Source organism: Alteromonas abrolhosensis (genome assembly GCF_001953635.1).
Taxonomy (GTDB): Bacteria; Pseudomonadota; Gammaproteobacteria; order Enterobacterales; family Alteromonadaceae; genus Alteromonas; species Alteromonas abrolhosensis.
In genome coordinates this window covers 46,683-58,710 of the sequence record NZ_MEJH01000007.1, presented here as the reverse complement: position 1 = coordinate 58,710, position 12,028 = coordinate 46,683, and the positions used below count along the sequence as shown (strand labels likewise).

Here is a 12,028-nt window from a genome sequence, read left to right as displayed (position 1 = left end):
AGAGTTTCACATTAACTATTGAATAGCGCGGTATTAAGGTTTTTGTAATTTGGGTTTAACTTTCTGATTAGTAAAGAAATCATACTTTTTTACTAGTTGATATTTATTGACCAACTACATTTTTGTGCCTATACCTTAATGGACAAAAGGCGAATGGAGGTGCCTTGAACGCTACATTGATAAAGGCGGCATTAAAGAGAGTGCACGAATGAATTTAGATGAACTAGTTTCGAAAGCGGAAAGCCTCTTTGTTTTACCGGACTCGGTAACACGACTTAAAGCTTGTATGGACGATGAAGCTTCAAGCATTGACGACATTGGCGATATTATTGCTTTTGACCCGTCACTGGCAACTCAACTGTTAAGAGTAGCTAACTCTGCGCTCTACCGTTTCCCCAACAAGATAGATACAGTAACCAGGGCGATTCAAGTGGTGGGTACCCGTTCCACCTACGATTTGGCGCTGGCCTATGGCGTTAGCCAAGCTTTCAGCGATGTGGATGGACAGCGAATCGATCTCGACAAGTTTTGGGAACAAAGTGTGTCGTGCGGCCTTCTAGCCAAGTATTTCGCTGATATGCGCAATATTCGTGAACCAGAGCGACTTTTTGTTGCTGGCCTATTGCACAATATAGGCGAGCTTGTAACGGTCTCTGTGTTACCAGAATCTGCAACTCGCTGTCAGGCATTCAATACTAGAGTAAGTCCTGCAGAGCTTCAGCTTGGCGTGTTAGGTTTTACGTACGCGGATTTATCAGCAAGGTTGATTGAAAAATGGGGAATCCCAAGCTCTATCTACACACCTATTGCTAATATTCATAAAGGCGAAGAGTCGGCGAGTTCAATAGATGAGAAAATTCTCCAGCTTTCTTACGTGCTGGCGCTCGATAATGTAAACCCTGAAATATACCCCAGCTACCATAACTTGAAACCAGAATTGCATGAGGCGTTGTCGCTTAATCGCGAGGATTTGGAAGACGCGCTAGATATAACCAACCTGCAGTGTATTTCGGTTATTTCCCTGTTTAACCCTAACGCGTTTATGTTGTACTAGTTTAAAGACTGTAATGCCTGTCCTTAAAGCCGTAGCGATTAATCAAAAATCGCTACGGTTTGTCTGCTAATGGCAATCACTTCGTTGTCTTTGTCCCAAATAGTTGCTTCAGTATGTCCGTAACCGTCAGCCGCTTGTCTGGTGTGTGCTTTGTAAGCGAACCAATCTGTTGGGCTCACCGGCTTATGTGGATGGATAAATTCTAAGTTCCAGCTTACCGTGCTGGCTGGTGCGGGCAACTTCATCATTTGTAAAAGCGTGGGCGGCCAAGCATCAATCATGGTAATGATATGCGCATCAGTAATCGCTTCAGGAGCTTGTTTAAAACGCATAAACCCATGGTAATGGCTGGTTTTTCTGCGCGTAAAAGGAATGCCGCCATCTTCAATTGCTAAATCAAAGTAGCGTAAAAATTTGGGCGTAACTTTAGGAATTTGCGGGATAAACTTTGCCTTATTAGGCTGCGGCATTTCGTGCTTTTCTGTATTTTCAACAGAGATACCTGAGTCTCGCGCAATGCCAAAACACGCTTGTGAAAAAACACAGCTCTTGCCATCTTGAGTTGCATGAGCAGTGAATTGAGAAACATTCTTACCCGTTCTAAGTAGGGTTACTTCAATAGAAAAAGGTGCTTCAAGAGATAGAGGGCCAATAAAGTTGGTAGTAAAAGAGCGCAACACGCGGTTATCAGTGACTTGCTGCTTTACTGCGGTATAAAGCATGCCTGCAGAAATTCCCCCAAACGCAGTTCGTCCTTGCCCCCACGTCTTAGGAATGACTAGCCCATCAACTTTCCATGTGTTTTCTGAAGTTTGAACTAATTGAGGAATATTGAGCAATTCATCTACTGTCATATTTGTTTATCTGGTCTGATGAGTTAAGTGTTTGTCATCGTACCTTAAGCGCTATAGAACGAAAAGCCTCAGTTAGAAATTTTCGTTATGTTAACAAATAAGTAACAATTAGTTGTTTATTTTTTTGCCTAGTGCTTAGACTGAGCTATTGTCACTCGAAAGGACTGTTATGGCCCATACTCATGTTGAAGGTATTCCCACTGCAGAAGCGGGAACATCTAGAAGTTACCGGAACTATGTTCTATTTATATTAACCTTGGTGTATGCCTTTAATTTTATAGACAGACAAATTATTGGGATCTTATCTCCTTTTATTAAAGCCGACTTGGGTTTAGATGACGCCCAACTTGGCTGGCTTAAAGGCATATATTTTGCGCTACTTTACACGGTTATGGGGATTCCAATTGCGTGGCTTGCCGACAGGTACAGCCGCGTCAATATCATCGCCATCTCGTTAACACTGTGGAGTGGTTTTACCGCTGCATCGGGGTTGGCCGCCAATTACATGCAATTAGCTATCGCACGCATTGGTGTGGGGATAGGTGAGGCGGGTGGTAGCCCACCTTCACACAGTATCATTTCCGACCTTTTCCCAAAAGAAAAGCGCGCTGGCGCATTAGCTATATACTCGTTGGGCATTCCTTTTGGCGTAATGCTAGCGTTTTTTGCTTCTGCGTTCTTTTTACAAGGCGGTTCTGCTGACTGGCGTACTGTAATGTATAGCGTGGGTATTCCAGGGGTGTTACTCGCTATTTTACTTAAGCTTACGGTTAAGGAGCCAGCGAGAACGGTCTCGTTACCAAGTGCAGATGACGCAAATAAGCCAAGTGTAAAGTCGTCGCTCAAGATGCTTCTGAAAATTCCAACGTGGTGGGGAATGGCACTGGGTATTTCCTTTGGCTCTTTTGGTAACTATGCCATATCAACCTGGGTCATTGACTATTATGTACGCGCATTCGCGGGCTTAGACATTACACAATTGCTAATTGTCTTTGGAATTATTAACGGCACCGCTTATGCACTAGGCGTCTGGCTGGGAGGTTATATTGCTGACAGGTGGGGCAAGCACAACAAAAAAGCTTACGCGCTGTTACCTGCCATCGCTCTGATAATTGGTGTTCCAGCATTTTACGCGTCTTTGCAAGTGCAAGATTTGTGGATGTCAGTAGCACTCATGGCGCTGTTGCTTTTTACTAGTGGCTCTTACTTAGGCCCAAGTTTCGCGATGGCACAGACCCTTGCGCCTATAAACGTGAGAGCAATGTCAACTGCGCTGTTCTTCTTTGTTTTGAACATCATTGCTCTGGGCGGTGGTCCTACACTTACTGGTATTATTAGCCAAGCACTAGTACCTTCTTTAGGCGAAACAGAGGCATTAAGACAAGCACTCATCTACCTTGTTGTTCCTTACGCGCTTTCAATTGCCGTATTTTTATGGACAAGCACCAAGATTGTGAAAGACTGGGAAATGGCAGAAGCTAGAGGCTTATAGTATTATCAATCTTCCATGCTAAGGGGCTGATTTAAAGCCCCTTTGTTGTTTCAGTGTAAAGGAGTGTATCGGTGTCGCCTTCAGAGTTGAGTTTTCATTTTGCCCATGCAAACGGATTTCCTGCCGGTAGTTATAACGCGATGTTTTCGGCATTACCGAACCATTTTAATCGCCTGCATGTAGAACGCTTCGGACACGACCCTCAGCTTCCCGTAAACGGTAACTGGCGCAATCAAGTTCAAGAGCTCATCAAGCACATAAAAAAAGAGAATAAGGACCCACGAGGCGTGTTTGGCATTGGGCATTCGTTTGGTGCAGTCATCACCTATATGGCGGCATGCGAAGCGCCAGAGCTTTTCAGAGGCATTATTTTATTTGATCCTCCGCTCGTAGTTGGCCCTTTGAGTTACTTTTTTAAATTTGCGAAACACACGCCTTTAATTAATAAGTTAACACCAGCTAAACTGGCCCAAACGCGCAATACCAGTTGGCCGAGCAATACAGATATGGTGGCGTACTTTCACGGCAAAGCATTGTTTAGAGATATGGATAAACGATGCGTGCGCGATTATGTAAAGTCTGTCACAGCGCTAAATGGAGACAACATTTCACTGACATTTCGAGCTGATGTAGAAGCTGATTTGTTTCGCAACGTTCCCCATAATTTGGCTAAGTATAAAGGGAAGCTCAAATGCCCGGCTGTATTGGCTACAGGGAGCAAGAGTAAGGTATGTAAGCCAGAAATGTACTCACGCCTTATGAAGCATAATGCTATTGAACACTGTGTGCTCGACGGTGGGCACATGTTTCCGCTAGAGCATCCTGAACAGGTTGCAAGCTTTATTGAGCGTACGTTAACGCAGTGGAATAATGAGGCAAATTAGGGCTTGTTGATTGATGGCGTGATTATTTTGGTCTAAACGTAAGCCTTTGAATTGCGAAACAGTCCTTTAAGCATAGTAGGCTAAGTTAAAGGGCTAATTTAAAGAGCTGAGATTGATTTAAACGTTTTTACGCTAAAATCAATCTCGCCATTACGATACGAATAATGAGTTAGTCGTGTTTACCCGGCTTACTTAGTCCGCCAACGGGCTGGCCTAACATTTCTCGCGTAACCAGCACCACGCCTTTTTCTGACACGCGGAATCCACGGGCTTTGTCTTGCTCGTGATCGTAACCAATTGTGGTACCTTCAGGAATGACACACCCACGGTCGATAATCACCTTTTTCAACTTACAATGGCGTTTAATTTCTACATCGGGAAGAATAACAGCGTCTTCAATAAGCCCGTAGGAATGTACGCGTACATTGGAAAAACAAATAGACGAGCGAAGCGTAGAGCCTGAAATAATACAGCCTCCAGAAACCACTGAGTTAATCGCTTCACCACGTCTGTCGTGGTCTTCCCAAACAAATTTTGCTGGTGGAAGTTGTTCTTGGTATGTCCATATGGGCCATTTTCTATCGTATAGGTTCAACTGAGGTACAGGAGCAACCATTTCCATATTGGCTTCCCAAAATGAATCGATAGTACCAACATCGCGCCAATAGGCGTTATCTTCGCCGCTTTTCTCAAATGGATAGGCATATACAGGGTGATCAGCGATGATTGATGGGATAATGTCTTTACCAAAGTCGCGCTGCGAGCCCATGTTTTCGGCATCAACACGTAATTGCTCGAAAAGAAATTCAGTATCAAACACATAGTTGCCCATAGACGCTAGACAACGAGTTGGGTCGTTAGGCAGTGGAGTAGGGTTAGCGGGCTTTTCTTCAAACCCGTTAATACGGTAGTTTTCATCGACTGACATTACACCAAACGCACCCGCTGCTTCTTGTAGTGGCACAGACATACATGACACTGTCATTTTTGCACCGGACTCTTTGTGCTTAGCCAACATATCACCGTAGTCCATACGATAGATATGATCGCCTGAAAGGATCATGACATATTTTGGTAGCTCATCACGAATGATATCAATGTTTTGGAAAACCGCGTCAGCCGTCCCTTCGTACCAACTGTCAGAAAAACGCTGAGAAGCGGGGAGGATTTCAACAGATTCGCCGAGTTCTTTTTTAAAATGACCCCAACCTCTGACGAGATGACGAATGAGTGAATGGGACTTATATTGAGTAACCACGCCTATTCGTCGAATGCCTGAATTAACACAATTTGAAAGCGGAAAATCAATTATTCTAAATTTACCGCCGAAATAAAGTGCCGGTTTGGCTCGCCAATTTGTGAGCTCGTGTAGTCTAGAACCTTTACCACCCGCGAGAATTAGCGCATACGTATCGCGAGTAAGGTTACTGATGTAACGAGAACTTTGATCTGCCATTTCCTATAAACTCCTGTAAAAAAGCGACTACTGTGTATCGATAGAAATATAAAAAGAAAACGAAGTGTTGCGATTGACTGCGCTATGCATGATAGACCCGTTGAACAGGTTTTCTTGATGACCTAAACCCATATTACACAAGATAATTTATAATAACAGCGGGATTTCATCGCTTTGTGATGAATTGGTAAATTATTTTAAATTTATGTGAGATTGCAATGGTTTGCTGCTAGAGAGGCATCCGCTTTACGCTTCAGCTATTCTCTATAAGAAAGACATCCTCTCAAGCTTTGCTCAGGGTTTGTAGGTACGAAAGAGACTCTTGATTAAACCCCTTAGCAAGGTACCCAATGCACTTATGAAAGTTTCGCTAAACAGACATTTTTCAAAAACACTTTTTGATAGCATTCTGGAAAGTTGCTTTACTTCTCATTGAGTTTGCGTTGTGCGTAAGTGCTAAGGTTTCTTTCAAAATATGCACGTTGCCTATGGCTAGTTGATAAAAGCCTTCAGCACAGCAAGCTAAGCCAATGTGCAGTGCCATAACGCTAAAGTGTCTTGCTAAAAATGTTATCAATTTCCGCGAACATGATGGGATGGGTGGCTATCTAACGTCAACGCTACGATCGAAAGCGAAAGAACTTTAAGTGACAAATGTTAATTAAATGTTATATTTGAGAGGTCAATTTGATTTTGGAGTCGCAGATGGGAGCATTGAAAAAACTTTTAATGGTTATTGGTGTCGTCATTGTATTATTTATAGTGGCAAGCTTTTTTATTCCAAAAGACTACAGCGTTGAAAGAACAATTACTATTGATGCACAGCCATCAGAAATATATCCCTTCATCGTCGATTTAAAAGAGTGGAAAAAATGGGGGGTATGGTTTAAGCGCGACCCTAACATGAAACTTGACTACTCAGGACCTGATAGAGCAATCGGTATGCGTTCTGAATGGTTAAGTGAGACCGAGGGAAATGGCGAAATGGAGATCACGCAATTAGAGCACAATAAACGAGTTGCTTATCGTTTATATTTTCCCGATTTCGATATGGGCTCGTCGGGTGTTGTAGAAATAGAATCCACAACAAACGGGTCTGTTGTAACTTGGCGAGATGAAGGGGCGGTAGACAATAACCCCATTAACAAATATTTTGCTTTGATGATGGACAGCATGATCGGTCCTGATTTTGAGATGGGACTAGAAAACCTTAAAACGCTTGTTGAAAATGGTGGGTAGCGCACAAACTTTTCCGATCTGATTAAATGAAAGCACCGTAAAAAGCTCAATAAATTGCGGTGCTTCAATCGTCTATGAAACAAAAAAAACTACTTATTGCAGGCTTGTCGCTAAATAAGCTTGCTGACCTTTTAATCTCTGCAAAAACAACGTTGACAGCACTGCTCGTAAGTGTAGGTGCTCCGGTTTGGATGATAGGTTGGTTAGTACCTATAAGAGAGTCGGGCGCTCTTCTTCCTCAAGTACTCATTAGTATTTGTTTAAGAAAGCATGCACAGCGGCACATCGTTTGGCGCATTGGCATGATCACACAAGTTTTTTCAGTGGTTGGCATGCTACTTTCTGTCATTTTATTTTCTGGCTTCATAGCGGGAATACTAGTTCTTGCCTCGCTGGTTTTATTGAGCCTTGGACGCTCCGCTTGTTCGTTAACAGTAAAAGATATGGAGGCCGATGCAGCCAAAAAAGGGGAGCGAGGTAACTTAATCGGAGTCGCCTCTACGGTTTCCGGTGTGGTTACACTTGTCATCGCTATACCACTTGTAATTTATGACGGCGCTCTCACTTCTAATATCCTGTTAGTTGTACTGTGCGCGAGTATGCTGGCTTTTATTTTAACCTTGATATGCGTATGGCCAATCAAGACTAGGGTGGAAGTAGAAGACAGTCCAGAGAATACGTTTAGCATAAATTTCGACACCACTATATACAAATTCATTTTTGTTAGAGGGTTATTTGTACACTCTGCATTGGTAGCCCCTTATTTTATGATTGAAAGAAATGGAGACGTAAAAGAGCTATTACCTATTTATATTGGCGCAGAGGCGACTGCTGCACTACTTTCATCAATTATTTGGGGCAAGATCGCCGATAAAAGCGCAAAGCTAACGCTTCGATTATCGGGCCTGTTAGCACTAGGCGCTTGTGTTGGGCTATTGTTTTGGCAAACATCCTCAATCGTTACCTCAGCGCTTTTATTTTTCGTATTATCTGTGGCCCACGCTGGTGTGAGAACGGGTAGAAAAACTTACAGCTTAGATGTTAAAGAGGGGCATGACAGAACCGAACTTGTAGGTTTTTCAAATACGGCTATCGGGATAATTTTATTAGCTTTTGGAGCACTTTATGCTACTTTGGCGCCTGCTTTATCGTTTTCGGTTGTATATATTATGGCGGGTATGCTTCTGCTGGCCGTGGCGACTACCGTTATTTTGCCTGACGAAAAGTGACCGGGGTAATCCCCAAATAAACCAAGGCTGGCGTTTTCTTGGCTATTCGCGTTCTATTGGTGCACTGTTCAATAAAAGAGGGTAGATGCACTCACATCTACCCATTCCGTCAATTATTATTTGGCCAGAAGGGCGTTCGCAGCCTTTGATACTGGAGGGCGCCCTAAAACGTCAGAGATGTACGCAGAGGCCACTAGTAATTTCTCCATGTTGATACCTGTGGAAACCCCCATGCCGTCTAACATATATAGCACATCTTCCGTAGCAACATTGCCACTTGCTCCTTTAGCATACGGGCAGCCCCCAAGTCCAGCAACAGCCGAATCAATGGTTGAAATGCCATATCCAAGGGCAGTGTATAAGTTCACCAGCGCTTGGCCATAAGTGTCATGGAAATGGGCGGCAACTTTGCTGACGTCAATTTCTTTCAACACGTCATCTAATAGCAGTTTTGTTGACATTGGTGTGCCTACGCCGATAGTATCGCCCAGAGATACTTCGTAACACCCCATGTCCAACAGCTCTTTACTCACTCGGGTTACGGCTGCAGGTGCGATATTACCTTCATAGGGGCAACCCATCACGCAAGACACATAGCCTCTAACTTTGATATTGCTTTTATTGGCCATGTCAAACACAGCTTCAAAGCGCTTCAAGCTTTCACTTATAGAGCAATTGATGTTCTTTTGTGAAAAAGATTCAGAGGCTGCGCCAAATACTGCAACCTCCTTCACACCCGCTTCTATAGCTGCTTCCAAACCCTTAAGGTTAGGGGTCAACGCAGAATAGTGTATGTTTTTATTTGGGTTGAGCGCCTTAAAAACCTCATCAGAGTTCGCCATTTGTAGCACCCACTTGGGTGACACAAAGCTACCGGCTTCTATTCGCTGAACCCCAGTATTTGAAAGGAGGTTAATCAGCTCGATTTTCTGCGCAGCACTTAACGCCTGTTTTTCATTTTGAAGACCGTCTCGCGGACCAACTTCAACGATACTTACTTCTTGTGGAAACATTACATCAGACCTCTGAAGTTTCTTTCGCTGAAAATGCTAAAAGTGTGGCGCCACCGTCAACTAATTCACCGGGATTGAAAAAGAACTCTTCCACTGAACCATCGTGCGGTGCAATGATACTGTGCTCCATTTTCATCGCTTCCATAACCAATATGGGCTCGCCTTTTTTGACCTGTACTCCTTTCTCGACCAAATGCGCCACTATGGTTCCGTTCATCGGAGCACTGAAATTAGCGTCGCCACTATCATCGTTATCATCACCAAGAGACGCTGAGATTACGCTGAACTTAGCATGGGTGTCTTTGTTGAAGAGTGTGTACACACCATCATTGTCTGAAAACGAAAATGTCGACTTATACCCATCAATTGTTGCTTGCAAAGTGCTATCAACAAGGTTGCCGTCTACTATATAAGTTTTTTCGCCTACAGTTAGTTCCCAGACATGTTTCGCTGAGAGGTGCTTAACCTCAACATGCACTTCTTCTTGGTTGGAAAGCAATGTAAGAGTTTCTGTATGATTTGCGTTAGCGCGCCATGCACCTGCAGTTGACCACACAGATGGGGTCTTATTACTTGTGGAAACTTTTCTATTTAAAAGTGAAAGTAATGCCATCGCAGGAAGGCTAGCTTGGATTTCATCGCTAGCTGTATCCTCACTTATCGCGCTAAACAACGAATCATGGTGTTTCTCTACAAATGTAGTTGTTAGCTCAGCAGCAACAAATGCTGGGTGGGTAGCGACACGCTTTAAGAAGTCGATATTTGTGCTTACACCGTCAACGTAGTAGTCACCCAATGCACTAATTAGGCGCTTGAGCGCTATCTCACGGTTCTCTCCCCAAACCACAAGCTTGGCAATCATAGGGTCGTAAAAAACGCTTACCTCATCACCTTCAACAACACCTGTATCAACGCGAACTACGTCATTTTCTTTTGGCGTGCGTAAAAGGCACAGTGTGCCGGTAGAAGGTAGAAACTCGTTGTTTGGATCTTCGGCATAAATGCGCGCTTCGAATGCGTGGCCTGTTAAGGTGAGTTCATTTTGTTGTTTAGGAAGGGGCTTTCCTTCGGCAATAGTTAATTGCCAGTGAACCAAGTCCTCACGGGTGATCATTTCTGTCACAGGATGCTCTACTTGCAAGCGTGTATTCATTTCCATGAAGTAAAACGAATCGTCTTCATCAAGTAAAAACTCAACCGTTCCCGCACCCACATAGTTAATGGCTTTCGCCGCGAGTATAGCCGCTTCACCCATTTTTTCTCTCACTGACTCAGACATATTGGGGGCAGGGGCTTCTTCAATAATCTTTTGGTGTCGGCGTTGAACCGAACAGTCACGTTCAAAAAGGTATACGCCGTTACCATGGGTGTCACAGAAAACTTGAATTTCAACGTGACGAGGACGCGTCAGGTACTTTTCAACCAGCATGTGGTCGTCACCAAAGCTCGCCATAGATTCACGTTTGGCTGCGTTTAATGCTTGAGAAAACTCTTTTTCACTCCACACTTGGCGCATGCCCTTACCGCCACCACCAGCAGCGGCTTTTAATAGCACAGGGTAGCCCATTTCATCGGCAGCACCTTTTAATACCGCTTCACTTTGATCGTCGCCGTGATAGCCCGGGACCAAAGGAACACCTGCTTTTTCCATAATGTGTTTGGCGGCAGACTTAGACCCCATCGCTTCAATTGCAGATGCTGGTGGTCCTACGAAGATAACATTGTTTTTGGCGCATAGATTCGCAAACTCAGCATTTTCTGAGAGAAAGCCATAGCCTGGGTGAATAGCGTCTACACCAAGCTGCTTCGCTTTCTCAATGATCAACTCGCCTCGTAGATAACTTTCCTTCGATGGAGATGGCCCCAGATAAACAGCTTCATCAGCCATTTGTACATGAAGGGCATTTTTGTCGGCGTCAGAGTAAACGGCGACCGTCTTTATACCTTGAGCGTTGGCTGTCTTTATAACGCGGCATGCTATTTCACCACGGTTTGCAATTAGTAATTTATTTATCATTCTTAACCTCCGCCCATGAAGCACTGCGCTTTTCTAAAAAGGCTGACAGACCTTCTTGACCTTCTTCAGATGTCCTAACTTGTGCGATAAGTTTGCTCGTCTTTGTGAGAAGGGCATCGTTAATTTCTTGCGTAGACACCCATTGCACTAAGTCTTTTGCTTTCGCCACTGCTTGGGGGCCGTTTTTCAGAATGTTAGATAAAATGGCGTCAATAGTGCTATCGAGTTCGTCTTCTGTTACTGATTCGCTTAAAAGTCCAAGTCGTCTTGCTCTACGCGCAGAAAATACTTCAGCGGTCTGGAAGTAGCGTCGGCATACTCGTGCGCCCATTGCTTCTACCACATAAGGGCTGATAGTTGCTGGAATAAGGCCAATTTTAACTTCACTTAAGCAAAATTTACTGAGCTTGCTTCCAATAGCAATATCGCAGCATGCAATTAAACCAACAGCACCGCCAAAAGCTGCGCCTTGTACTCTTGCTATTGTGGGCTTCGGCATTTTATAAAGCGTCTGCAGCATGGTTGCTAATGCAAGTGCGTCACTTTCATTTTGCGCTTCGGTATAACTGGCCATTTTTTTCATCCAGTTAAGATCTGCCCCGGCACTGAAACTTTTGCCTTCAGCTCTTAGGATTAGTGCCCTAACGCTTTTATCCTCCCCCGCTTTTTTAAAAACGCGAGTAAGCTCGTTTATCATTTCGTCGTCAAAGGCATTATGTTTTTCAGCTCTGTTTAAAGTAACAGTGGCAATGTTTCTTTCATCTACGCTGTAAATAACTGATTGTTCCAT

General features: G+C 43.9%; 10 protein-coding genes. 5 read left to right on the top strand and 5 right to left on the bottom strand.

Annotated features, from left to right (window positions below; genetic code table 11):
• Positions 1-208 precede the first annotated feature (208 nt).
• Positions 209-1,054: an HDOD domain-containing protein gene (locus tag BGK61_RS11820; RefSeq protein ID WP_076011112.1), complete on the top strand. Its 846-nt coding sequence runs from the start codon at positions 209-211 to the stop codon at positions 1,052-1,054.
• A 38-nt stretch (positions 1,055-1,092) separates the two neighbouring features.
• On the opposite strand, the gene BGK61_RS11815 is transcribed toward BGK61_RS11820, so the two are convergent.
• Positions 1,093-1,908: an acyl-CoA thioesterase gene (locus tag BGK61_RS11815; RefSeq protein ID WP_076011111.1), complete on the bottom strand. Its 816-nt coding sequence runs from the start codon at positions 1,906-1,908 to the stop codon at positions 1,093-1,095.
• Between the two features lie 169 nt (positions 1,909-2,077).
• Here BGK61_RS11815 and BGK61_RS11810 point away from each other — a divergent pair, with 169 nt between their 5' ends.
• Both BGK61_RS11810 and BGK61_RS11805 read left to right on the top strand, forming a co-directional pair.
• Entirely contained in the window at positions 2,078-3,400 is a 1,323-nt protein-coding gene (locus BGK61_RS11810) for a spinster family MFS transporter (protein WP_076011110.1), read from the top strand.
• Between the two features lie 71 nt (positions 3,401-3,471).
• Positions 3,472-4,284 carry an alpha/beta fold hydrolase gene (locus tag BGK61_RS11805; protein ID WP_076011109.1) on the top strand — a complete coding sequence of 271 codons (813 nt, stop codon included), beginning with the start codon at positions 3,472-3,474 and terminating at the stop codon, positions 4,282-4,284.
• Between the two features lie 169 nt (positions 4,285-4,453).
• On the opposite strand, the gene glgC is transcribed toward BGK61_RS11805, so the two are convergent.
• Complete coding sequence (glgC, locus tag BGK61_RS11800) at positions 4,454-5,740, bottom strand: glucose-1-phosphate adenylyltransferase (RefSeq protein WP_076011108.1); 1,287 nt, start codon at positions 5,738-5,740, stop codon at positions 4,454-4,456.
• 705 nt (positions 5,741-6,445) lie between these two features.
• On the opposite strand from glgC, the gene BGK61_RS11795 reads away from it, so the two are divergent.
• Positions 6,446-6,979, top strand: a complete 534-nt coding sequence (locus BGK61_RS11795; protein ID WP_076011107.1) for an SRPBCC family protein — start codon at positions 6,446-6,448, stop codon at positions 6,977-6,979.
• A 74-nt stretch (positions 6,980-7,053) separates the two neighbouring features.
• Positions 7,054-8,208 (top strand): MFS transporter, encoded by a 1,155-nt coding sequence (locus BGK61_RS11790; protein WP_076011106.1) that lies wholly within the window; start codon positions 7,054-7,056, stop codon positions 8,206-8,208.
• Between the two features lie 116 nt (positions 8,209-8,324).
• Here the strand turns inward: BGK61_RS11790 and BGK61_RS11785 are convergent, their stop codons facing one another.
• The 3 genes from BGK61_RS11785 to BGK61_RS11775 are packed head-to-tail and all read right to left on the bottom strand — an operon-like array spanning position 8,325 to position 12,028.
• Positions 8,325-9,221 carry a hydroxymethylglutaryl-CoA lyase gene (locus tag BGK61_RS11785; RefSeq protein ID WP_076011105.1) on the bottom strand — a complete coding sequence of 299 codons (897 nt, stop codon included), beginning with the start codon at positions 9,219-9,221 and terminating at the stop codon, positions 8,325-8,327.
• 4 nt (positions 9,222-9,225) lie between these two features.
• On the bottom strand, positions 9,226-11,238 hold the full coding sequence (locus BGK61_RS11780) for an acetyl/propionyl/methylcrotonyl-CoA carboxylase subunit alpha (RefSeq protein WP_076011104.1): 2,013 nt from the start codon (positions 11,236-11,238) through the stop codon (positions 9,226-9,228).
• Complete coding sequence (locus BGK61_RS11775) at positions 11,228-12,028, bottom strand: enoyl-CoA hydratase/isomerase family protein (protein WP_076011103.1); 801 nt, start codon at positions 12,026-12,028, stop codon at positions 11,228-11,230. Before BGK61_RS11775 ends, BGK61_RS11780 begins: the two co-directional genes overlap by 11 nt.

Coding starts and splice junctions, on each gene's coding strand:
- BGK61_RS11820 (WP_076011112.1), top strand. CDS start 209: ATGAATTTAGATGAACTAGTTTCGAAAGCGGAAAGCCTCTTTGTTTTA.
- BGK61_RS11815 (WP_076011111.1), bottom strand. CDS start 1,908: ATGACAGTAGATGAATTGCTCAATATTCCTCAATTAGTTCAAACTTCA.
- BGK61_RS11810 (WP_076011110.1), top strand. CDS start 2,078: ATGGCCCATACTCATGTTGAAGGTATTCCCACTGCAGAAGCGGGAACA.
- glgC (WP_076011108.1), bottom strand. CDS start 5,740: ATGGCAGATCAAAGTTCTCGTTACATCAGTAACCTTACTCGCGATACG.
- BGK61_RS11795 (WP_076011107.1), top strand. CDS start 6,446: ATGGGAGCATTGAAAAAACTTTTAATGGTTATTGGTGTCGTCATTGTA.
- BGK61_RS11790 (WP_076011106.1), top strand. CDS start 7,054: ATGAAACAAAAAAAACTACTTATTGCAGGCTTGTCGCTAAATAAGCTT.
- BGK61_RS11785 (WP_076011105.1), bottom strand. CDS start 9,221: ATGTTTCCACAAGAAGTAAGTATCGTTGAAGTTGGTCCGCGAGACGGT.
- BGK61_RS11780 (WP_076011104.1), bottom strand. CDS start 11,238: ATGATAAATAAATTACTAATTGCAAACCGTGGTGAAATAGCATGCCGC.
- BGK61_RS11775 (WP_076011103.1), bottom strand. CDS start 12,028: ATGGAACAATCAGTTATTTACAGCGTAGATGAAAGAAACATTGCCACT.